The sequence below is a fragment of the Stieleria sp. JC731 genome (assembly GCF_020966635.1).
Lineage (GTDB): Bacteria > Planctomycetota > Planctomycetia > Pirellulales > Pirellulaceae > Stieleria.
This window is the reverse complement of the sequence record NZ_JAJKFQ010000011.1, coordinates 40,199-62,121: the sequence shown is the minus strand read 5'-3', so window position 1 is coordinate 62,121 and position 21,923 is coordinate 40,199. Positions and strand designations below refer to the sequence as shown.

Below are 21,923 nucleotides of genomic sequence, written 5' to 3'. Positions count from 1 at the left end.
CGCCTTTGTGGCTCCCATGTCGAACTCAACCTCTCCGCAGCTGGCCTGCAACGCCACCATCAATTTCAGGCATCTGGCCCCACGAATTGCGCATCAAAACAAGCTGCAGATCGCCAAATCGCCACGATTTCAATCGAAAAAAGGTCGGATCGCGGAACGGATTGCGGAAACGCGAGGCCTAGAAAAGCTATTCGATGTAGACAAACCCATTCGAATTGAACAGGCTTCGACAAAGGTCCACCATCGCTAAATATGCAGCTTCAGATTCGCCAATCGAGTCACTTTGCTGTTCGATCAACTGCTGCTGAGATTGCAAAAACTCCGCCGCCATTTGACGTTCTGTCCGCTCAGGCGACCTCGAAAATAGTCTCCAAAACAAATCATCAATCTGCATTTGAATATCGCTAGACTCGTTCCCCAATTCCTCCGCAAGCCTTCGAGCGGCTGACATGCTCAAATCGGAATTGAAAAGCGTGAGTGACTGAACCGCTGTGGTCGATTCGTTGCGGCAAGCACATGGCTGGTCAGCCGAAGGCCGATCAAACGTCGCGAAAAATGGGTATCGCAAGTTGCGCCGAGCAAATAGATAGACACTGCGTCGCCCAAACTCGGCAGGCTCCTCGGTCACGTTCCATTGTCCTTTTAATAGCGTCTTGACCATGTCCGATGGCAAAGGCGGTCGAAAGCCGGGCCCTCCCATTGTCGAGTTAATCATCCCGCTCTGTTGCAACATGCCATCTCGGATTGCCTCGCCCGTTAACCTTCGTCTCGGATAGCGAGACAGCAAGCGGTTCGCCGTATCAACCTCTAGCGATTCGTCCCAATCCTGCCTTGATACAACGCCGTCACTGAACCGACTGGCCATCTGATAAACACTTGATCGAACAATTTCGCGATGCAACCATTTCAAACTCCAACCGTTATTCATCAGTTGTGCAGCAAGGTAGTCCAACAATTCGGGATGCGAAGGGGAATCACTTAGCACCCCAAAATCATTTGGGGTCGCGACCAATCCTTGCCCAAAGTGCATCTGCCAAATCCGATTGACGATCACTCGAGCGGTCAAAGGATGCCTGCCATCGGTTAACCATTTGGCTAAGGCGGCTCGTTTGGCAGCGTCATTTTGCGGCTGCCGTTCGTCAGCATTCAACAGTCGCAGAAACGAAGCTTGCACGACCGGTCCCGGGCGACGAAAGTCACCTCGCGTCATCAAACGGCTGGGCTGATCTGATGAGACACTGGTCAACATGGTGACCGACTTGTTTTTTTCAAGCTTGACGGCGTCATCAAAAAACGCTCGCAAACGGTAAAAGTCAGCTTGGCTGATGGAGTCGTACATGTGATCGTGACACTGCGCACACCCCACTTGCAATGCCATCACGACACTTCCCACCGTGGACGTCATCTCATTAAGCAACACATGCCGACGTTCATCCATCAAATTAATATCGGGCATGTCAGGCCCCGCAACACAGAATGCGGTTGCCAATTGCGCATCCTGATTTTGTGGCTCTAATTGATCGCCAGCAATCTGCCACTGAATAAAACGATCATAGGGCAGGTCCTGTCCCAATGCCTTGATCACCCAGTCTCGATACTTCCAAGCTGTCGGGCGAATCTTGTCGTGCTCGAAACCATCCGTTTCGGCAAAGCGAGCTAAATCCAGCCAGAACTGGGCTGTGTGTTGTGCGTAATCGGGCGAAGCCAACAACCGATCGACCAGCTTTTCGTAGGCTTCTTGTTGACCCAAGACATCATCATTAACAAAAGCCTGAGCCTGGCTTGCTTTCGGAGGCAGACCTGTCAAATCCCAATAAATCCGACGGACCAAAGTCGAACGATCAGCGTTTGGGGCAGGGCGGATACCTTCGGATTCCAGCTTTGCCAAAATGAAGCGGTCGATCGCTGTGTTGCACCAACTGGGATTCGACGTCTTCGGAATATCAGGCAACGTGATCGAATGGAAAGCCCAGTGGTCACGATCGTACTTGGTGATCTCTTGCTCTTCGATCACCACCACGCTGGACTCGCTGGTCTCCTCTGCCGGAGCGACCACGGTAAAGAAGATTGCGTAGGACGTCGCCCAAAACCATCGTGCATAGTAAATCGTTGATCGCTGGAACATCAAATCAGCCCCTCGACAACATCAACATCTTGAGGGCCGATCAGTCGCTCATCCAGACCGTTGTGCGAATATGAAAGCTCCAAAGGATTCAGTCCCATCAGGTGCAGTAGCGTCGCGTGAAATTCATTGACATGCACGGTGTCTTCGGCAGCACGCAGACCGATCTCGTCAGTCGCGCCGTAGGTTCGCCCACCCTGAATCCCAGCCCCCGCAAGCCAACCGCAATAGCCCCAGGGATTGTGATCCCGACCTTTGCCTTGTTCGCTCATTGGCATCCGTCCGAATTCGCCGCACCAAATCACCAAGGTGTCGTCTAGCAAGCCCGATCGCTTCAAGTCCTTGATAAGGGCCGCGACCGGCTTGTCTGTCCGAGCACAATACTCGGTATGATTTTTATCAACATCCTGATGCGCATCCCAACCGTTGGTATCACCGGAATAGACCTGCACAATCCGCACACCGCGTTCAATCAAACGGCGTGCGAGTAAACACCGCTGACCGTAATCCCTCGTTTCCGGCTGATCGATTCCATAAAGAGCTAACGTCTCCGCCGTTTCTTGCGACAGATCTACCGCTTCCGGAGCTGCTGACTGCATCCGATACGCAAGTTCATACGATTCCATTCGCGCAGCAAGCTCGTCATCAAAGTCCCGCTGAGAGATGTGCCGCCGGTTGAATTGGTTCAAGAAATCAAGTGTCGAGCGTTGCCGCACATCACTGATGCCTTGGGGTGAATTCAGATTTAGGATCGGTGCCTTTCCCGGCCGCATCGTTGTCCCTTGATACAACGCCGGCAAAAATCCATTTCCCCAAGCGGCCGGCCCGCCTTTCAATCCGCCTCCCGGATCCGGCAACACAACGAACGCTGGCATGTTTTCATTTTCGGTTCCCAACCCATACGACAGCCAGCTGCCAAAACTGGGATGCCCCATCAAGATGCTGCCGGTATTCATCTGATAGACCGACTGTGGATGATTCACACTGTCGCCATGAAGCGATCGAATCACACAAAGGTCATCAGCAACGGTTGATATCTCGGGCAAGAAATCAGAAATCTCGATCCCCGATTCACCACGAGGTCGGAAAGGACGGATCGGCCCAAGTAAAGGATTCTTCGCAACCTTTCGCCGTGTCATCACGCTGCCAAAACTTTCGGGCAACGCACTACCGGCGTACTTCTGCAAATCCGGCTTCGGATCGAACAAGTCGACATGGCTCGGCCCACCGTGCATGAACAGCCAAATCACCCGTTTAGCCCGAGGCGTGAAATGAGGGGCTGGCGAATGAGTCGCACCAACGGCGGCCTGACCGTCGAGCAATGAAAGGGCCAAGAGACTCGCACCGCCGGAAGCAGAGCTTAAAAATTGGCGTCGATCCATCGCATGCCTGCATTGGTTTGAGATGCAGAAAGATTGAACATGCGGCCCATTCTACACGAGCCAGACAAGATCGTGGGAATAAGCGATTTCACGACTGCCCGACGACTTACATCGGTGCACTGCCCAAGCGGCATCGCGATTCGTTTTGAACACCTATATCATTTCAGAATCGCAGCGGACCAGGACGGTCGTCTGATGCTTTTGGGCGGCTAGTCTTCGATCTCGCACAAAATGAACGAACGAGACGGCTCGGATTGCGAAGTCTTCAGGAACTGTAAACGTGCTTGGTTTACCGACTCCATCGCGGATTGCCGTTCATCCTTGGAAAGCTGCTGATCGTAGGCGATTTTCAGTGCTTGCCACGCAAGGGCTTCGTCAACACGATGAAGTTCTCGCAATGTGGAAGCTAACGAATCGATCGCCGCAATCTGAATCCCCTCAGGTCCGACAGTGCTTTCAGCCTGACGTCTTGTCTCGACAATCAATTCGGCGCGTTGCTTGAATGCGTTTGCCTTGGCTTCATCATCCAATTGTTCGAACAATGTCGCCAGCATGAAGTAAGCCTCAGCATCGGTTTGATCCGCAAGCACAACCGATTTGAAATCTGCAATCGACTTCTCCCAACGCTCATTTTGATAATGCCAGTGCCCACGAGCGAACAATGCATCCGGAAACGCTTTCGGATTGATCGATTCGCTAAATTCTGCCGCCCAGGCTTCTAGCCTTTCCGCATCCTTCTGATAGGCCAGTAAACGGCCTCGCAAACCAGCCTCGCGATCGGCTAGCACCAAGCGATTCAGAACGGGACCATCAAGAACTTTCAATGCCTCCTGATAACCTCGCTCAACCGCTTGACGTCGTGCCACGCCTAAACGCCCGATCGGTTCATAGGCTTCAGTAGGAGGCTCGCCCTTCAGCTCCAGAGCTAACCGAATTAGCGATCGCAGGTTCTTCACTGACAGTTCACCTTGCTGACAAAGTGAACGCAGATACTTCGCGGCTTCAAAACGCCTACCTTCACGCAAGTACAACTTTCCCAGTTCCCGTTGTACCATCGCGACCGACGGTACCATTTGAAGAATCTTCAGTAGCCGTTTCTCAGCTTCGCCCCACTGACCATCTTGAATGAGCCATTCAGACGATTGACCTAAAGCAGGCAACGTTGCTTGTGGGTCTTTCGACACCACTTTATCCAACAAGCCAATCGCCTCAGGATACCTTTGCCTCTGCCCCAGAACGCGAGCCATCACAAACATGACGGAGGGATCTTCGGGTGCTTGGCGATAGGCAATTCTCGCTTGCTGATACGCCGTTTCGAACTGTTCGTTTGCCAGCGCCGACGATGCCAACTCGGCCGCAACCATCGGGTCAATTGGTGGTTCTTCTTTGATCGGCTTCGGATCATCATGGCTCGTTTCCGTCGCCTGATCATCGGACTTGGGTGCTTCTGCCTGGCCTGAGTTGCCTGCAACATCAGGCGTCGAAACCACAATAGGCTTGGGCTGTTCGGTTTTATCCGATCGCGAACATCCACTAACAAAACCAACGATGGCGATCAGCAACGCAGCGTCGAGGCACCGAAAAGGCATCACCAAAACAGACCTCTGCATTGCTTGAACCGATCGGACGCGAACCAGGAATTCAGCAGCCATCGCTCTCACTTTCGAACCCGAATCCAGTGATCATGAAAAACCATTCCCTGTTCAACTGTTGTTGCCGGCATGTGGCACTCGATACAACCGTCGGCTGAAGAAACTGGACAGATCGTATGCTGATCATTCTCTGGTTGATGACAACCGATGCAGTCGTCGATGTACTGCTGCTCCGACTTCGTTTTGAAATGAGCGTGCGGATCATGGCAAGTCGAACACATCAACTTGCCGTCAGCCTTTAGGTAGCAAGGACTGCGTACTAAACCGATCGGCTGAAATCGCAACATCATTGGGATGTAGTCTCGAATGTCTTTCGGATCCACATGGCGTGGCAGACGATGGCAGCTTCCGCAGAGCTGAAGCTCAGATTCAAAATCCCAATCGGACTTACCAACCGAATACGGCGGTGGATTATCCGTTATACGTGCCAATCGAACATGTTCGCTTCCTGGACCATGGCACTTTTCACAATTCACGTCGGCAACCAAGTCTTCGATATGGCCACCGACCACCGTTCCAGATGTCGTGTGGCACCAGATACATTGCTGCAGCGATCGATCCTTGATCAATTCACCAAACAACTCACGATCCCCGTCGGGTTGATGATGCAAGTGGCCCGGAGTCAGCCCGAAACCGGCGTGTGATTGAAACCACGAAACGCGGTGCTCCAACAGATTCGGAACGCCCGCCTTGTCTTCCTGCAAGTTGATCAACGTGATCGCGTTTTGCCCCGAACCGAGCCCAAACTGGAATAGTTCTTCGTCAACGTTGCCTGGTGATAGTTTGGAAAGGTCAGGGTCATCATGGCGTAGGACCTTTAGTCCGCCTTCACCAGCAACGTAGGTAAAATGTCCAAACGGATCTCCAGCCGCAGCGGTCTTGCCGGCAAAGTGCTCGACAACTCGAGGCGAATTCCCTTTGTGAAATGTTTGTGCGTGACCCGACTTCGCATGCAAATCAAAATTCTCTCGATGGCATTCCGCACAAGTTTCTTTACCGACCAAGGTGGCAGACGAATCCGGTTCTGATCCTGAATCCAACGCCTGAACGGCGTTCATGTTTCTCGTATCGCTGTATGGAGTGTCGTTGTATGAAGTGTCGCTGCCACGGACGATCCATATCGCTAGCGCCAGAACGATCAACATGAAAACCAACGACGCGGTCGAGCGAGCCATCAAACTTTCTATCCACCGGGCAGCAGAGCAGGGTACTTCAGCAACGCCTTGGCGAGCCCACCTCTCCAAGAGTTATCGAAAGGGTCAGTTTATCGTAATCGGATAGCCCGCGCTGTTTTTCGTGAGCGGAAATCTCTGCCGTGAAACACGTTTCCGTGAAACCTGAAAGACGTTGACACGACCACGCCATGAACTCTACCGTCTCCGACGCTGCGCCAGGATTGCGCAGGATTTCTGCATGACGGACGACTAGGATGCCTGCCACGGACCAGAAACAGCCGGTCTACTCAACGCTAAACGCGACGGTCAATCGACCGCACGCGTCGCTAGTGCTTTGCATATTGCTGCTGCAAATCGCCTGCTCCGGTTGCTCGACAGTCCGCTATCTTTCGCCCCGCGATGTTCGCGAAAATCCGCTGACTGCATCACTGCGGTTGATGAACCGATCCGGGCCTCATATCAGCGATCGCACCTGGAACACGCTCCGCCGATACGGGCTTCGTGAAGGCTACACGGACGACTCCAGCGTCTGCCTTCAAAAAATACAACAAACCATTCGAGAAAATCGCGATCCTGAACTGATCCACTCATTGGCCGAATTGTCGTATGTCGAAGGCAAGAAAGCCGAATCAGACGGCCGGGAAAGTGACGCCCTTGCACACTTTGGCGTCACGCTAACGAATAGCTACGACTACCTGTTTTCTGAAGAACTTAGTCAGACCCGCAACCACTACGATCCACAGTTCCGTGAAACATGCGACCTGTACAACGAGTCGCTTGAAGACACCCTTCGCCTGCTTTGCAAAGAACGCCATATCAAGCCGGGGCAAAGCTATCGCGTTAAAGCGAACGACCAAGAATTCGTCATCCAAACCCAGATGCGTGGCAAGTGGAGCCCGGACGAATTTGATCACTATGAATTCGTGAGCGACTACGAAATTCAGACACTCCGTAGCAAACACACCACGTTCGGACTCGGCGTTCCCATGATCGCCGTACGAAAAAGCGACAGCGAACGCGACCCACGCGAGAAGTATTATCCCGAAGGCCTTAGTTATGCTGTCACCGCGATGATGCGTTGTACAAAACCGGAAGACGGTGAAGGCGGCGCGAACACATGCGTGCTGGAGTTCTTCGATCCCCTCAAAGCAAACCAAGTCAAGCTTGCCAATCACTGGGTTCCGCTCGAAACAGACCTGACCACACCGCTTGCATTCTTTCTCGATACACCACGGTTCCGCGAACGCAATCAAGAAACCGAAGGCTTGATCAATCCAGCCGGCGCGACAAAAAATCGTGGTGTCTATATGCTGGAACCCTACGATCCGAATCGAATCCCGGTCCTGATGGTCCACGGGCTTTGGTCCAGTCCAAGAACTTGGATGGACATGTTCAACGACCTTCGCAGCTTTGCAGAGATCCGTGAACGGTACCAATTTTGGTTCTATCTCTATCCATCCGGTCAGCCTTTTTGGATCAGTGCCACTCAGCTTCGCAGCGATTTGCAAGACCTGCGGCAAACGTTTGACCCAATGAAACGCGACGCCCCGATCGACCAGATGGTCCTTGTCGGACATAGCATGGGTGGCTTGGTCAGTCGAATGCAGACCATCGACAGTGGAGATGACTTTTGGCGAATCGTCAGTGATCAACCCAAAGAAAAACTGCATGGGGAAGAACAACAGCGTGACAAGCTTGTCAGCACCCTGTACTTCCAACCCAATCAATCCGTCAAACGCGTCATCACGATTGGCACGCCACATCGCGGCAGCCGATTCGCAAATGATGTGACCCGCTGGTTGGCACGCAAGGTAATCAAGCTTCCCAAGATCAACACGGCAACCGGCGAAACCTTGGTGGATACGAATCCCAACTTCTTTCGTGACACCGAATTGCTAACGATGGCAAACGCGATCGATTCGCTGGCTCCCGAATCACCGATCTTCCCGGTGATGATGCGAGCGAAGTACTCTCCGGAAGTACATTATCACAACATCATCGGTGTGCTCTCGGATCCAACTCTGATCCAAAAGAAAGTGGGCCGCGGAGACGGAGTCGTTGCTTACGACAGTGCCACAATGGCCGACACGGAAAGCGAGCTTGTCGTTGATGCCGAACACACCAAAATCCACATGACCGGCCAAGCGATCTTTGAAGTCCGGCGAATCCTTTTGGATCACCTCCGCGAGATTGATTCAAAGGACCGAATCGCCGTGCTCCCTTCGACTGAATCGCCAGCAGCATCTTCGGATGTAGAACGTCCCGAAGTTTTGGTCAGCGAACTCTATTGAACCGACACTGCACCTGATCGGTCGCCGGTCTTCACAAGGTTCGCATCGTCTGCCACAGGAACATCATCAAGCGACGTGGTTTTGGCGACCGACATGAACACCTGCGAATTCCCGTACCAGCCGATCACAGGCAGGGGACTGAACGACAGGATAGTGACCTTCCAACCACGCGACTCAATCTCCTGAATCGCTTGACGGAAGTCAAATCCACGGTGACTGTATTTGATGTTGGGTGCTCGTCTGGCAGGCTTCGCGAACACGGCTGCTTTGACAAATTCCGAAAAGTGATGCTCTGACTTTTTGAACTTAAGGAACGTCCTGTTCAGCTCTTTCATAATCAACGCCGGTCCGATCTCAATCGGGGCGCTGATCAAAATCCGGCCCTCGCCATCGAGCACCTGTGACGACCGCTCGAGAAACTCGTCCAACTCGGTTGCTGAAAGATGCTCCAGAGTTTCGAACAGGGTGATTGTCGAAAATGGGCCGAACGCCTTTACATCTTCGAAATCGCGATAGATCGGAAGGTTTTCAGCGGTACGATCCTTCAAGTAAGGCTCGTACCCATACGCGATGCCGGAACGGATCTGGTTCATTTCATTGACGAACACCCCAGACCCACACCCATAATCCAGAATCCGCCCCGACGCCAACCGGCCTTTCGCAAGCTCAATCGAGTGACGAACTCGGGTCCGGTGGGAATACCGTGCGATCGGGTTCTTCGCATTAATGGTTTGCAAGTCATAGTTCGACATGTCAACTTTTCGATGAAGGACAACAAGACAAACCGCAAATCGCGACCAGCACACGTGTACAGATCATCAACGGCAATCCAAAGCGACTTCGGAATCAGCCGCACGGCATTAGCCACGGTTCTCATCCCAAACCGATTTCGGGATTAGCCGCATGGCGTTAGCCACGGTTCTCACTCCAAGCGATTTCGCAATGAGCCGCATGGCGTTAGCCACGGTTCTCACCCCAAACCGATTTCGCAATCAGCCGCACGGCATTAGCCACGGTTCTCACTCCAAGCAACTTCGGGATCAGCCGCATGGCGTTAGCCACGGTTTCAATGCAACAACCGCGGCTACTGCCCGTCGGCTGACAACTCGAACCCGTACGAAAGCACTAGCGAACTATTGCAGTCGGCTCTCCAAATTCAACTCACAGCTTGATGGCCGAGTCGATTAGCGAGCTTTGTGGTTGGCGAGCGATATCGAATAGAGTGGACTTTTACGCTCGATCAGCGAGTTTCAATTATTCTCGCTGTGTCAAAGGAGACAGTTTGTGCGAATCATTTCCCAACCTCGGACGGCCTGACTCGATACGCCAAAAAGGGAATCGGAATGACGACAACGAGTTCAAGCAGGAAATAGATCGCGGCAACGTCCCTCGCGTCTTTGATCGATTTCCATCCAACGAAACTGAACACCGCGACCAGAATGGTCCCCCACACAATCGTTGCGATTCGAAGCGGCTGGGAATAACGCCGCAGAGCGATCCAGACGGTCGCACTTCCAAGGAGGACCATGGCGATCCCAATCCCAATGATGTGCAAACCGGCTTGAAGACCTGACAAAAATGCCAGCATCCCAGTCACGACATGGTATCCACCCACTAAACACAGCAATGGCATTGCCGGATTGCTGCTGGACGTCGCTTGTTCGTCGCGATCCAGCTTGGGTGATTGATACGGATTCGCCATTTTCAGTGCCGATGTCGACCACGATAAAGCAGGCTGATCACGCAGCCAAATATCGCGAACTGCAGCACCATGTAAATCGACTCTAGCAAAATGAACTGGGTGATTGATGTGAATTGGTTCTTCGCCGCCGCAGCAAGTACGTGCGAAGTCCAAAAGAAAAGCCCTACAAACGCTGCAAATCCAAACGCGTTCCCGGTGGTGTATTTGCCATGAAAAACAAATGCATAGCCGATCGATAATAGGATGCCTTGCGTGACGATTGCCGTCAGTCCCAGCAAGAACAAAGGCTCCCCGCCAAAGTATCCAAGCGATTCGTAGGTGTCGCCAAATAGGACCACATGCCAGACCACGGCCAGTGGAAATGTTCCACAGACATAGCCGACGGCACCCAACGCGATTTTTCCCTTCGCTATAACACCGGTCATGGTGATGATCGTTTCAATTGAAAAGGAACGACGGCAATCCCAAACAGAAAACTTCAGATCAAGCATTCACAATGAACAAACGACATTGGAAACAAAGTCGGTTGTGCACAAATCACAGCGCCGCTATCCCCCGAAGCCAACGCTCACCATAACCACGCCTCTGCGTCCTCCGCATCTCTGCGTTTTAAACCCATCCTACATTTCCACTGTACGTACATCCCCAGAGTCATCGTTCGCGGAACCCCAACAAAGCCACTAAAGATCCCCACAGCAATCAATAATTCCCACAGGTGTTCTCGATAGCCTCTTCAAATGAATTGCTTTGCTGAGCAAACTCACGAAAGATCCTTAGAAAGCGGACCACTGCAATATGTCCTGGCCAGACATGCGAAACTTGCAAAAGGGATTCATCAACTTTGTAGCTCAGTTCTGCCATCCCGCCGTTGCTAGCCCATTGCTCGGGCATCGCCGTACCGATGACGGCATCACGCAGTATCTTCAACTCCTCTTCCGAGGTCGCTAGATCAGACACGTCGTAGTCTCGAGAGTAAATCTTCGTATCGCTAATATCCTTCGGTACGACGGGCCCCTGGCGTCGACCGGCTTCGACCCCTTCGCGATATCCACCAAATCCTGCCGCAGCAACAAAGACGACAACCAGCAACACCTTCACACTAAAACGAAACGCGACGAACTTCGAACTGTTTTCCATTGACCAACGACCGCTTAACTTTTTGACAACAAACGACAGATTCCAATCATCCTATATTAACGGATTGAAAGGCGAAAACATCCAATCAATCCCGTACTCAATCAATCCTCGTACTCAATGTCATGCCATCGTCCCAGTCGAGTTCGATAGCCATCAGCCGAACTCAATGTCTCATCAAGACGACAGATGCGATTGAGATGCCTTCGAATGAAAGGATTCATGTCAAATCGAGACAGATACAAGATCAAAGAGGCGCCGAATAACAACACACCCAAAATGCCGATCACAGGCAAAATGAATGCGATCACGATCGCCAAAAGAACAGCCACCACCAACAGAACAAGCTTCACACCGGCATTCCACAATCCCTGGATGCGCCCACTCCAAACTCCCCGCCGGAAATCGCCAAAGCACAAATCACAGACAATGCAAGGAACCACGAAAGATCGACAATACCCGTCATTGTCCCTGAAGGCCACGACCAATACGGGAAGCCAATAAGCGCCTCGATGGACATCACAAAGCTGACAACGCCCGTCAAAAACCTCTTCCTGCTCAGCGATCTGAGCCTCTAATTCGCCAATCGGCGAAACGTCAACAACAGGAAGCGATTTCAATTCTCGTAAGCTCGGAACGCGAAGCTCTGCTCCACACTGCTCGCAACTTACCGATGTCCCAGCTTGAAATGTCGCCACGAGAGCTTCATGCCCACATGAGCACTCGACAGCGAAGTATGTATTCGGTTCGATCCCCACGTCCAACCTTCCCGCGTGACGAACAACATCAAACATGATTCCGACACCAACAAGGTGCGAATTCAACTCTCGAAACCATATCCCCAACGCCGGTTTGGGAAGCCCCTATCATGATCGATAGAAGCATCGGCATATACTTTATGGACTCGTGTCCCGCACGGAATTACGCAGGCCACACTTCGGACAGATCCACTTGATCGGACTGTTCGCGGCTCTGGTCCACGCGACAACGATGATCACAGCAAAAATGACATTGGCCGGTGGTCGAATGTAAACCAAAGTCACCGCAATGGACGCAATCCACGCGGGCGCCCACCGCAACCAGCGATGTCTTCGCCGTTTTAGACGCTGTAGCTCATATCCGCAGCGACGACACACAAACAAACCGCCAGACTCAGAAACTGAACTCGTTGTCAGTTTTGCTTCACCAATCGGCGGCGAATACGGATTGTTACGCTCGGTCATCCAACAACGCTCCTTTCCGAAAGCCATGAAAGAAGACAATGTATCACTGATCTCTAGTTGAAAAAGATAGACCAATCCCCGATCTAACACCCCGGTCAAACACGGTCATTCCCCACCGGTCGCTTGCAGAGATACAGCCTCAAGCTTCGAAAGGACTTCGGCAGCGGCCGACGCAACCCTTGCATCGTCAGACTTTACTAACGACTTCAATTCCTCGCCGAATTCGCTCTGAACCCAACCCGCCCCATCGCTGTTTTCATCGATCAACGCCGCAAACTGCTCCTCAAGAATTTGCACGCGAACCGTTGAATCGCCTTCCCGCAAGGCATGATGATAAGCCTCGATGCCTGCGTGCCCAAATGCGTTTGCGATTGCATCACCATCGACGACAACACGATTGGGCAAATCGGACACCCAAGCAAAAATCGTGATCGAAGCCCAGCCACCAACCGTAAAAAGACAAGCTGATAGCACCACCGCAATGATGAGTATTCGCTTCTTAGTAACGCTCATACTTTCAACCTATTGGCTTTCAACCTATTGGAAACCCGCCTGATCAAGACCCCCCCGTTACTCGCTCTCCCCACAGCGTTGAATGTCAGATACAACTTATGAAACCAAACAAAGACAACCTAACTCGTTTCCCCACCGCTCTCTAAAACGCATTGATTTCAGAAACAGTCAACACTTTCATTCGTCTGGTTGGTCTATGAATCCTTGCCATGCCCAGTTTACCACATTACGAAAAATCAACTGTCAATCCCGAGTCATTTACACTTGAACCATCGCCATCGGCCTAGCTAATTCAGCATTGCGTTGCTGCCGCGAGTCGTTCCATTTCAGCCTTGGGAAAATCATGTTCACACCACCGTGACTTGTAGCCATCGATCCCAAATTTACGGTACAAGGACCACAAGATGGTGTGCACCTGCTGCCGAAACCGTCGTGACGAAACGACACCTTCCGTGATTCGTTTCGGGCAGCGACTTCCGATTGAATTTATTCCCCAGCTCTGCCAGTCCTCGTACCAGTCAACCGAATAGGAACATTCACCGCGACCGAGTTGTGTGATTCGCAACTGATGTTCCCCTGGCTCGTCCATGAACACCACCAGTTGATCCGATTCACCACGAGAGATTTGATAGGCCGCAATGGCAAGTTCGCGCAGCGTGTCACGAAGATACGAAGCAGTCATTTCGAAATCTCCCTCGTCATTGCGAAGCACTGCGCTTGCCCAACCGTGCTCGTGCAGCTCGTAGCCAAGACTGAAGTGCATCATTTTATTTCTCTCGTATCAGTCAACAGGCTGCAAAGTCTCATTCACCCTTTTCGGGCTTGAGTTGGTCCGCGAACTCTTTCTGTAGTTTCCCAAGCTTGGGGACGATGTTTGCGACACAGTACGGCTTGTTCTTGTTCAGGTTAAAGTAGTTAAAATGCTCCTCGACATCGGTCGGATAAAAGGTTTCCGCATCCTCGATCAATGTGACGATCGGTGAACGGAACGTCTTCTGACGAATCAAAAGACGCTTGTACTCTTTCGCAGTCGCCTTTTGCTCTTTCGTGTGGCAGAAAATAACGCTTCGGTATTGAGTTCCGACATCAACGCCCTGTCGGTTTCTTGTCGTCGGATCATGCGTGCTAAAGAACACCTGAAGCAACTGCTCGTACGACACGACCTCTGGATCAAACTCGATCTTGATCACTTCCGCATGGCCAGTACGTCCGCGGAGCACCTGTGCGTAGGTCGGGTCTTTCGTCCGGCCTCCCATAAATCCAGGCACGACGTTCTCGACTCCGTTGATGCGTTGGAACACAGCCTCGACACACCAATAGCATCCGCCACCGAATGTCGCCGTTTGCTTTGCCGATTCCTCTGCAAATACATTCCCATCGAAAATGCACAAGGCACCGATAACAATCGCTAGCAGAGGAATCCTGGCGAACTTAGACATGAGACAGATCCAATTGAGGGTGAAGAATCGACTTCATTCTATCCCGCGACCCGATCTCTCGCTGAGATCCTCTTCTGAAAATCCGATCCATGATAGCTTCAGTGTTTAGCAACCGACTTTGTACGATCGCTGCACTAGCCGCAATCGCTCAAGACAGCTTGTTCGCGATTGATCGAAGCGTCATGGGATTCAGTTGGCGACATCCAAGCCAACTCACTTGGTGCCATCGAACTGCACGTACAGAAGGAATTGCTGCGTCGCCGGTTCATAGGTTCCGTACATCTTTCGAAACCGACCACCGATCGCTGCTAGAACCAGCGTTCCCTCCGTCTCGCGAATGGGATCGTCAAGCATATTAAAATGGCGCAATTGCTCTAAAACCATCCGACGGTCAAAGACAAAATCCTGACCTGCCAATACAGGCCCCGCTCCGATTGCTGCCCCAACGCCCTGACAGAATTCTACCATCGATTCCTTCGTGACCGCCCCTTGAATTATCACAGCACCGCCGCCATGAGGATGCTCGTTGCCTCGAAATTCTGCGGGAACCAAGAAGTGCAGCTCCGAGAGGTCACCCCCGACAATCGGAACATCCGCAGCGTTCTTCGCGCGACCGGAAAGGCGGGTTCCAATCGCATGGTAGCCAAGAATCGCGAGAAGCACGACAACGATCAAGATGACAACGAACTGACGCATTGAAAATGAAATGCACTCTCTCACTAGCTAGATCGAACAGCCGGCGGTCGCTGGCCAGATCGGTCGCTGGCCAGATCGGTCGCTGGCCCGATATGGATTTAAACATGTGCCGGCGTAGCATTTCATTGGGCACTTTCATGCCTTGCGAATTGGTCACCTTACCAGCATCTATTCTTTCGGGCTAAAAACCGGGTACCGAGAAATCACATCCTCGTTGACCCCGGCAATCCAAACATAATCTCCACGAATGTCTGACGGCAAATACGGCTGAGTCGTTTTTGACCCAACGACCCCGTCGTGCACGAAACCGCTGAAAATCATGAAGACACCAAACAGCAGGACCGCCATTCCCAGCGTCTCCTTCGGGTCCAGCGCGGCGATTGCCACAATGAGAATCGCGAACCCGACACCAACGATCATCTTACTCGTAGCAGAACGTTTCGGATCTCGCTCAAGCATTTGATTTTTGTAGGGAATCACTAGCTTGACCTTCACACCCTGAACCGCGGCCATTAAGTAGTAACCCATCAGTCCACCAATGAGAACCGAAATGGTCTGAGTACTCGCGGGAATCACTGTCTGATCAATTTTATAGGCGTCATTAGGCGTCTCACCTGTGACTAAACATAGATTTTCGAATTGATGATCATGCAAGTCAACGACAAGCCGCTTCTTGTCCCGAAACAAACCGCGAGCACCTTTCTGACCACCACCTTCAACTTGATCTCTGGATTGCATTGATTCCCCAATGGAAATATCGACGTTGGAAACTGGCCCACAAAACACGAGACAGATCTAGGATGCCGGTTTCCGACAAGAGGTGAGCAACAATGCTATTCATTTCAACTCACACACACTGCCCAAACCTGAGTTCAGTCTCTCAGCTTCGTAAACGCGTAATGACATTGATCTGAAGACCGAAGAAACTCGGCCATATCACTCACGCTCCACCGAATTGTAACGCAATTATCTTTCCGTTTTTGAAGTTGATGGCGATCGTTTTATCTCTCGAGAACTCAAAGTGATGTGAATCAGGTAAACACGCTGCATTGCGGCGTGGAATCTGTGCAACCCATTGCGTCAGTTCGCCAAACCCAGTCGCGATCGAGACGAATCCCATCCTAGGTCACGAGCAGAAAACTTGCACAGCATTTGCCCAAAGCAAACTAAAGGAGCGAGAACAAGCACCAAAGCAACAGCGACCAAGTTGCTCCGATCAAAGGCGACCAAATTAAGAAACGCCTCTCGCTTTCGCACTGAACAACCAACCGCACTAAAGCAAGTAGATCGCAGTCAGAATCAAAGTTGAGATGCCTGAATAACGAATGACCGAAGGCGGCTTGCTACGGTATTGCTGGAACGTCCAGCCATGGTGACCGGTCCAATCCGAAACTTCATCCGGGGCAAGCATCGCGACCAAACCAAACAATGCGGTAACACCAGGAACTAGAGCGTCTTCAAAAGACCTCATGGAGAACAGCTGAACTAAACAGAAGATGAATACAGCGACGCCCATCAAGTTCAGCCAATAGAGAGCGACAAACCCTTTCACCAAGTCCCGTAAATTCTCGAGCATTGCCTTCCCCTAGCGTGAGTTTCTTTGTCACTAGAAAGAGGCTCGACAGATACAAATTCAGGGCGTGAAATCTCCTCGGATTGCAATCATCAATCCCAGACGCCGCAAGTGACTTTCGACTTCGACAAACGAAAGGCTCACAGAAAACAGCTCAAAAAAGAATCCCCGCCACGTCGACAGGGCTTTTGCGGAATAGCTTTCCAGGGTCTCGCAGGACAATCCTTAAAATGCCCCTCGCGAAGAAATGACATCCCTCTAGACATCGCATCTCTAGTAAAGAGCGGGAAGGGATAGCAAAGGATATTGCGACTCAAACCACTCGCGAGTCAGCATAGGCAGCGGTTCGAAGTCCTCCAAAACAGCATCCGTGCCAAACGCACACGCCTTTTCAATCGGATAATCTCGGTTGTATGCCATTCGCTGATCGTTTAGTTGGTCAACGATCCCCGAATCAACGAATCGCGACCACTCCGAATTGAATCGCTTCCCGGATTCGACAAATGCGCGCAAAGCGGATCGATCCGACAAGAACCACGATGGCTGGCTGAACTCTATCGATGGCAACTGCAAATCAAGATTCGCAAAGATGGATGGCCAATTGGTCTCAACCACGTACTCGGAAAACCGCTCCCAATTTCCACCGCACCGCTTTCGCATCATTTCAAAATGCCGACGGGGCCCAAAATGCCGACGGAGCAGACCAGTGCTTCATCGCGATGCGTTTGACATTGCCTCACGAAACAATCGAATGCCGCGTTAACTGCGCGAGCACATGTCACGAACGCAGGAGTCTCCCCAAACTCCGCAAGCAGCTTCAGGAACTCTGCCCTTGATCCTTCGAATTCAAACATCCGATTCTGCAATGAGGATAGCGATAGTCAGCGTAATCTAGACGCTCTGACAACCAATTCTACGCATTCGTCATTCCCCGAAGGGAACGGAAATGCATTTTGACGCGACCAACGTCGACCACACCTATTGGATCGTTTCCCACGTTTAGCCTACCGCCAGTTCATCGCACTCGGGATCGGCATCAGTCATGCCCAGCTCTAGAAATCAGTGAACGGAGTGTTTGCATATCCGTGGAACTGCTTAGGTGCTTGACCGCCCCGTCGGCGAGCAGAATGTTCACGCCATTGGCATGAAACGAAAATAAGCCGTGTCCATTGTTTTGATTGACGGCATAGTCTGCTGCTAGAACAAGATGCTGTCCCAACGTCGACACCGCCCATGCTGCCTGATGATGATCCCACAAGTGGTTGGCAACCGAAAACGGAATTGCGGGCTTCCCAGCACCATGACGATCAGGGCGGCCCGCTCGTTCACCGACCAGTAAAGTGTTCGACAAACCGTCGGTAATATCGGAAAATCGTCGCTTGGAATATCTCATCTGCCCGTTGCTCGAAATCTTTGGTTCACCCCAACCGCCAAAATCAGCCTCCAACCAATTCCCCGACTCGGTGTTCATTCCGACGATCGCGGCATAGTCAGTTCGAGCTGCAGTACCTGTTGGCTGGCTGAACACACCATTCGCATCTCGCCATAAATTGAGATCGGGAACGATTTCATTGGGTGTGCTAGTCGACGGGCATTCAAACAACGGAACACGGACATTGATCGCGTCTTGATTCTCCGGACTTGTTGAAGCCAGTTTCAGATTCAACGTCTGCAATAGGTTGCCGCGTTCCAGGTGAGGCAAAATTGCAGTTCGCCAAGAATGACTATGGAACTCTTGGATAGGGAAAGGTGAATAGTTGTAGAGATCCGGGACTTGCTTTCCGATCGAATGATAGTTCTGAATCGCCAAGCCAATCTGCTTGAGGCCGTTCTGGCACTGGCTTCTCCGCATCGCTTCGCGCGAATACTGAATCGCCGGAAACGCGAGTGCCAGCACACCAACGACAATCCCAATCACAACAATCAACTCTACCAATGTCAGTGCGTTCCGATTTTGCTGCATTCAACCACTAACCTTCGTAATAAACCAACACGCAAGAGTCGTTCCGAAGACGAATTTCTGACGATGAAAATCGTCGATGTTGGATATCTCTCGCCCTTTAGATAGCCTGCCGCCTTCGCAATCCGACTTTGAGAAGCACTGTGACTGTAGCTTCCAGACAGAACGACATCGAACTCAGTTTGATTGCGATTTCGCCACTATTGTCTTCAATGGACATATTAGACTCGACCTTAACCGTTATCTACAGTCGTGACGCATCAGATGACCTAGTAGATCATAATCTTTTGCGCGGTTGATTTCGATTCAGGCCGTTCCGAAAGCCCTCTTGCGCAGGAGCTTGAAAAGCAAATGCCACGCTTTGACACAGACGATCCTGGTCTCTACGACGCGAAATCCAAATTAAATTGGCTCCGTTGACACACATGCAAGTCGAGGATGGGTTTTCACGGTTGCACAACATTGGCGAATCGCTTGATTCATCTGTAGGCATAAAGGACTAGATCGCCCTCGGTTTCACAGATGTCAAATTGTCCGGCAGCATTGATCGCAACAATCAGTTGTTCTACCGGCTGAGTAAATGCTCTCGGGGGTTCATGTGGACCATAAGCTATCTCGTATCTCTTCGGCCATCGAACTGATTTCACATCCCGAAAGTAAAAGGGGCCAACGATACTCGTATCGCCCACAGCGACTCCGTTAACAATCTCATCGGGCTGCGGTGTCGGACGAAGATACTCAACGTCTTCATTCACAAACGTCCAATAGGACACAGGAAGCGAAATTGGGGCAAGTGCTCTTAGCAGTCGGCGCCACTTTGTATCGTTCATCGGTTAGCAACTCTGACGATCCACAATTCCGTTGCTCCATGAATTGCATGGCGACACAAAACCTTCAAGCGAAATGGTGATTTCATGAAGAGCATGTCATATGCCACATGTCTCTTCCAACCTCATCTCCCTTCACATCCGATCCGATAGACAGGACACACTTCAGTGCACGTGATCGCACACCGCTTACAAGCATCAGGCAAGATCCCTGTTGACTAGCATCGGCCAAGACACCTCGATCACGACATCCTGCGTTATGGCAAGAAACACAACGACAGAACAACGCCGATGAAGCTTAAATAAGCTATCACGCGATGCAGCCGTTTGGTTCCCAACAATGAGATCCGGCGCTTTTATCTCAGAAAACGCCCTGACCTCCGTCATCGCCCCAGCCAGCAAAGTCGATCAGCCATCCGGCTTCATCGTCTTGTAGCATAACGCTCCATTCCGCCCCTTCATCGATCGAATCAACAGGTGGCTTCAATTCAAACCAATCTGATTCAGCTTGAATCGGAATGCCTCCGTATCCATAAGCCGCTTTCATCTCACCGATGCGTTCCTGGATACGAACCCAAATCTGATCCCACCGTTCGCGAATCGCGGTGTAGTTTTGTTGTACGATCTCGTTGTCTGGGTCATCGAATTCCACTCTGATTGAAACCAATGTCCCATCAGACAACCTCTCTTCGATTGGACAATGCCATCCTTCATATCCCTCCACGCGAATCACTCGCCCCCAGAAGGGATGTGCAATCTCATCAAGTATGCTCATTTCATCGATCGAAAAATGAAAACGGTCACCGAGTCGACGCGGTTAACCGAAGCTGAATGCAATCACGAATAGCCGACTTGGATATGCAGATTCTAATCAATCGTCGTCGCCGTCGGTAAACTGCGTTTAAAGATGCTCGGTCGCGACATCGAAGCCCCAGCAAAAATTCCTGCACGTTTTTTAAACGCTCCACCAGCTACCCCAACTGGTCAGTCGCAAGGCGACTGGCTGACATAAACGGCTCTTCAGGTCACGCACGTGTGTCCCAAGTTTGAATGAATAGCCAAACGAGTACATCAATAGCGTTCCAGCGAGCTGATGACGTTGCAAATCAATCAACTTCAAGCCTCATTCAATTGGCTTGAATGCGTATGACTCCAACAAGCCACATTCGGGGCACCGATAAGTCGAAATCTTGAACTGGCGATTTTTGCGTGGATTGACCTCCTGCAACCAGCCAGACGACACCTCACCTTCAAGCCATCTTGAAACTCGAACATCTGCGTCGTTCCAGTCAGCGATGAAGCCAGCCGTCATTTCTAACTCGCATTTCGGACAATGGATTACGCGTTTTTCCATTTGTTCTCACACCAAAAGTTGTCGCAAAGAAATCTTCGTTGATGCTTCCGCACAAGCTAAATCGTTCAACATGCTTCAGCTCGAGAGGTTTTATCGTGTGTTGCCTGGTAAACAAGATAGGGAACACTCTTTCAAGCCGCATGTGTAATAAAACGCTGCTCAAGAAAACGCTTGCGGGCGTACTCACGATCGGTGCCGCCAACCGACCAACGATGAAAGACTTTGATACCTCGCCCCACAACCATCGGCCCTAAATTCAACGCCCGCTACAGGGCGTTCAGATGCCTGATTGAAGACACCAATGAGGCTATCAGGGAAGCACAAGCAACGGCCGTACAGACAATGCAGCAAATGTAGAGGGGCAGACCGAACAGGAAACAAAACTCTTTTGCGGGAGAGGAGAGCGATACGCTGAAAGTAAAAATACAGGTTGCCGCCCAATAACAACCAAATGCGATCCCCAAAAGCCGAATCGAAAGCGGAACCTCTGATGCTGTTGCACACGCTAACCCGATGGCAACGGCAGCGGTGGTCGCGAGTAAACGATGAATGGTAGGCTTGGTCAGTGTCGCAGCTTCGCTCTTCATCGAAAGGATAACTCGTTCAATTGCAATCGAAGATAGTGCTACCCAACAATGATTGGGCTCAACGGATTCGGATCAAAAAAATCGCAAGCAAGACCCTCGACACCATTCTCTCCTTTCCCTGCAATTTGACCAAACACGTCGTCAACTCACGTACCAGCTGAGCATATCCACTAACCATCACACCCACATTTCTAGTTGGCCGCTGCACCGAATGCAGTCGACACAGATGCAAATCAGGCGACGGCACTTCCTATCATCGACCGCTTCTTCTTTTTTCTGCTTCGTCGACTTGA

Annotated in this window: 22 protein-coding genes; 1 reads left to right on the top strand and 21 read right to left on the bottom strand. The window is 51.4% G+C overall.

All coding sequences use genetic code 11. The features are described 5' to 3' along the window. Window positions 1-187 precede the first annotated feature (187 nt). The 4 genes from LOC67_RS17320 to LOC67_RS17305 form a co-directional block, all read right to left on the bottom strand. Window positions 188-2,125 carry a DUF1549 and DUF1553 domain-containing protein gene (locus tag LOC67_RS17320; RefSeq protein WP_230263909.1) on the bottom strand — a complete coding sequence of 646 codons (1,938 nt, stop codon included), beginning with the start codon at window positions 2,123-2,125 and terminating at the stop codon, window positions 188-190. Continuing rightward, window positions 2,125-3,504 (bottom strand): DUF1501 domain-containing protein, encoded by a 1,380-nt coding sequence (locus tag LOC67_RS17315; protein WP_230263908.1) that lies wholly within the window; start codon window positions 3,502-3,504, stop codon window positions 2,125-2,127. The genes LOC67_RS17320 and LOC67_RS17315 overlap by 1 nt, the downstream gene beginning before the upstream one ends. A gap of 209 nt (window positions 3,505-3,713) precedes the next feature. Beyond that, entirely contained in the window at window positions 3,714-5,156 is a 1,443-nt protein-coding gene (locus tag LOC67_RS17310) for a heme biosynthesis protein HemY (RefSeq protein ID WP_230263907.1), read from the bottom strand. Window positions 5,157-5,161: 5 nt separating this feature from the next. After that, entirely contained in the window at window positions 5,162-6,331 is a 1,170-nt protein-coding gene (locus LOC67_RS17305; protein ID WP_230263906.1) for a multiheme c-type cytochrome, read from the bottom strand. Window positions 6,332-6,585: 254 nt separating this feature from the next. Here LOC67_RS17305 and LOC67_RS17300 point away from each other — a divergent pair, with 254 nt between their 5' ends. Beyond that, the gene (locus tag LOC67_RS17300; protein ID WP_230263905.1) at window positions 6,586-8,622 is read left to right on the top strand and encodes an esterase/lipase family protein; all 2,037 of its coding nucleotides are present in this window, start codon (window positions 6,586-6,588) and stop codon (window positions 8,620-8,622) included. On the opposite strand, the gene LOC67_RS17295 is transcribed toward LOC67_RS17300, so the two are convergent. From LOC67_RS17295 to LOC67_RS27765, 17 genes are all read right to left on the bottom strand, one after another. Next, window positions 8,616-9,374, bottom strand: coding sequence for a class I SAM-dependent methyltransferase (locus tag LOC67_RS17295; RefSeq protein WP_230263904.1), 759 nt, complete (start codon window positions 9,372-9,374; stop codon window positions 8,616-8,618). The two genes, LOC67_RS17300 and LOC67_RS17295, sit on opposite strands and share 7 nt — an antisense overlap. A gap of 539 nt (window positions 9,375-9,913) precedes the next feature. After that, window positions 9,914-10,324: a hypothetical protein gene (locus LOC67_RS17290; protein ID WP_230263903.1), complete on the bottom strand. Its 411-nt coding sequence runs from the start codon at window positions 10,322-10,324 to the stop codon at window positions 9,914-9,916. A gap of 2 nt (window positions 10,325-10,326) precedes the next feature. Beyond that, window positions 10,327-10,749: a hypothetical protein gene (locus tag LOC67_RS17285; protein WP_230263901.1), complete on the bottom strand. Its 423-nt coding sequence runs from the start codon at window positions 10,747-10,749 to the stop codon at window positions 10,327-10,329. 274 nt (window positions 10,750-11,023) lie between these two features. Further along, complete coding sequence (locus LOC67_RS17280; protein ID WP_230263899.1) at window positions 11,024-11,461, bottom strand: hypothetical protein; 438 nt, start codon at window positions 11,459-11,461, stop codon at window positions 11,024-11,026. A 101-nt stretch (window positions 11,462-11,562) separates the two neighbouring features. After that, window positions 11,563-12,252, bottom strand: a complete 690-nt coding sequence (locus LOC67_RS17275; protein WP_230263898.1) for a hypothetical protein — start codon at window positions 12,250-12,252, stop codon at window positions 11,563-11,565. A 534-nt stretch (window positions 12,253-12,786) separates the two neighbouring features. Next, window positions 12,787-13,194 carry a hypothetical protein gene (locus LOC67_RS17270; protein ID WP_230263897.1) on the bottom strand — a complete coding sequence of 136 codons (408 nt, stop codon included), beginning with the start codon at window positions 13,192-13,194 and terminating at the stop codon, window positions 12,787-12,789. Between the two features lie 292 nt (window positions 13,195-13,486). After that, entirely contained in the window at window positions 13,487-13,960 is a 474-nt protein-coding gene (locus LOC67_RS17265; protein ID WP_230263896.1) for a hypothetical protein, read from the bottom strand. A gap of 37 nt (window positions 13,961-13,997) precedes the next feature. Next, window positions 13,998-14,633 (bottom strand): peptide-methionine (S)-S-oxide reductase MsrA, encoded by a 636-nt coding sequence (gene msrA / locus LOC67_RS17260; RefSeq protein ID WP_230263895.1) that lies wholly within the window; start codon window positions 14,631-14,633, stop codon window positions 13,998-14,000. A 213-nt stretch (window positions 14,634-14,846) separates the two neighbouring features. Next, complete coding sequence (locus LOC67_RS17255) at window positions 14,847-15,329, bottom strand: hypothetical protein (RefSeq protein WP_230263894.1); 483 nt, start codon at window positions 15,327-15,329, stop codon at window positions 14,847-14,849. A gap of 168 nt (window positions 15,330-15,497) precedes the next feature. Beyond that, a complete protein-coding gene (locus LOC67_RS17250) occupies window positions 15,498-16,067 on the bottom strand; it encodes a hypothetical protein (RefSeq protein ID WP_230263893.1) in 570 nt (189 codons plus the stop codon). Window positions 16,068-16,602: 535 nt separating this feature from the next. Beyond that, entirely contained in the window at window positions 16,603-16,905 is a 303-nt protein-coding gene (locus LOC67_RS17245) for a hypothetical protein (protein WP_230263892.1), read from the bottom strand. 270 nt (window positions 16,906-17,175) lie between these two features. After that, window positions 17,176-17,565 carry a hypothetical protein gene (locus LOC67_RS17240; RefSeq protein ID WP_230263890.1) on the bottom strand — a complete coding sequence of 130 codons (390 nt, stop codon included), beginning with the start codon at window positions 17,563-17,565 and terminating at the stop codon, window positions 17,176-17,178. A 373-nt stretch (window positions 17,566-17,938) separates the two neighbouring features. Next, window positions 17,939-18,865 (bottom strand): DUF1559 domain-containing protein, encoded by a 927-nt coding sequence (locus LOC67_RS17235; protein WP_230263889.1) that lies wholly within the window; start codon window positions 18,863-18,865, stop codon window positions 17,939-17,941. Window positions 18,866-19,341: 476 nt separating this feature from the next. Continuing rightward, entirely contained in the window at window positions 19,342-19,692 is a 351-nt protein-coding gene (locus LOC67_RS17230) for a hypothetical protein (protein WP_230263888.1), read from the bottom strand. Between the two features lie 358 nt (window positions 19,693-20,050). Beyond that, the gene (locus tag LOC67_RS17225) at window positions 20,051-20,464 is read right to left on the bottom strand and encodes a hypothetical protein (protein WP_230263887.1); all 414 of its coding nucleotides are present in this window, start codon (window positions 20,462-20,464) and stop codon (window positions 20,051-20,053) included. A 180-nt stretch (window positions 20,465-20,644) separates the two neighbouring features. Then, window positions 20,645-20,809 (bottom strand): hypothetical protein, encoded by a 165-nt coding sequence (locus LOC67_RS17220; RefSeq protein ID WP_230263886.1) that lies wholly within the window; start codon window positions 20,807-20,809, stop codon window positions 20,645-20,647. A gap of 3 nt (window positions 20,810-20,812) precedes the next feature. Further along, the gene (locus LOC67_RS27765; RefSeq protein ID WP_410001153.1) at window positions 20,813-21,043 is read right to left on the bottom strand and encodes a PF20097 family protein; all 231 of its coding nucleotides are present in this window, start codon (window positions 21,041-21,043) and stop codon (window positions 20,813-20,815) included. Window positions 21,044-21,923: the final 880 nt, after the last annotated feature.

Coding starts and splice junctions, on each gene's coding strand:
- LOC67_RS17320 (WP_230263909.1), bottom strand. CDS start 2,125: ATGTTCCAGCGATCAACGATTTACTATGCACGATGGTTTTGGGCGACG.
- LOC67_RS17315 (WP_230263908.1), bottom strand. CDS start 3,504: ATGGATCGACGCCAATTTTTAAGCTCTGCTTCCGGCGGTGCGAGTCTC.
- LOC67_RS17310 (WP_230263907.1), bottom strand. CDS start 5,156: ATGGCTGCTGAATTCCTGGTTCGCGTCCGATCGGTTCAAGCAATGCAG.
- LOC67_RS17305 (WP_230263906.1), bottom strand. CDS start 6,331: ATGGCTCGCTCGACCGCGTCGTTGGTTTTCATGTTGATCGTTCTGGCG.
- LOC67_RS17300 (WP_230263905.1), top strand. CDS start 6,586: ATGCCTGCCACGGACCAGAAACAGCCGGTCTACTCAACGCTAAACGCG.
- LOC67_RS17295 (WP_230263904.1), bottom strand. CDS start 9,374: ATGTCGAACTATGACTTGCAAACCATTAATGCGAAGAACCCGATCGCA.
- LOC67_RS17290 (WP_230263903.1), bottom strand. CDS start 10,324: ATGGCGAATCCGTATCAATCACCCAAGCTGGATCGCGACGAACAAGCG.
- LOC67_RS17285 (WP_230263901.1), bottom strand. CDS start 10,749: ATGACCGGTGTTATAGCGAAGGGAAAAATCGCGTTGGGTGCCGTCGGC.
- LOC67_RS17280 (WP_230263899.1), bottom strand. CDS start 11,461: ATGGAAAACAGTTCGAAGTTCGTCGCGTTTCGTTTTAGTGTGAAGGTG.
- LOC67_RS17275 (WP_230263898.1), bottom strand. CDS start 12,252: ATGTTTGATGTTGTTCGTCACGCGGGAAGGTTGGACGTGGGGATCGAA.
- LOC67_RS17270 (WP_230263897.1), bottom strand. CDS start 13,194: ATGAGCGTTACTAAGAAGCGAATACTCATCATTGCGGTGGTGCTATCA.
- LOC67_RS17265 (WP_230263896.1), bottom strand. CDS start 13,960: ATGATGCACTTCAGTCTTGGCTACGAGCTGCACGAGCACGGTTGGGCA.
- msrA (WP_230263895.1), bottom strand. CDS start 14,633: ATGTCTAAGTTCGCCAGGATTCCTCTGCTAGCGATTGTTATCGGTGCC.
- LOC67_RS17255 (WP_230263894.1), bottom strand. CDS start 15,329: ATGCGTCAGTTCGTTGTCATCTTGATCGTTGTCGTGCTTCTCGCGATT.
- LOC67_RS17250 (WP_230263893.1), bottom strand. CDS start 16,067: ATGCAATCCAGAGATCAAGTTGAAGGTGGTGGTCAGAAAGGTGCTCGC.
- LOC67_RS17245 (WP_230263892.1), bottom strand. CDS start 16,905: ATGCTCGAGAATTTACGGGACTTGGTGAAAGGGTTTGTCGCTCTCTAT.
- LOC67_RS17240 (WP_230263890.1), bottom strand. CDS start 17,565: ATGATGCGAAAGCGGTGCGGTGGAAATTGGGAGCGGTTTTCCGAGTAC.
- LOC67_RS17235 (WP_230263889.1), bottom strand. CDS start 18,865: ATGCAGCAAAATCGGAACGCACTGACATTGGTAGAGTTGATTGTTGTG.
- LOC67_RS17230 (WP_230263888.1), bottom strand. CDS start 19,692: ATGAACGATACAAAGTGGCGCCGACTGCTAAGAGCACTTGCCCCAATT.
- LOC67_RS17225 (WP_230263887.1), bottom strand. CDS start 20,464: ATGAGCATACTTGATGAGATTGCACATCCCTTCTGGGGGCGAGTGATT.
- LOC67_RS27765 (WP_410001153.1), bottom strand. CDS start 21,043: ATGGAAAAACGCGTAATCCATTGTCCGAAATGCGAGTTAGAAATGACG.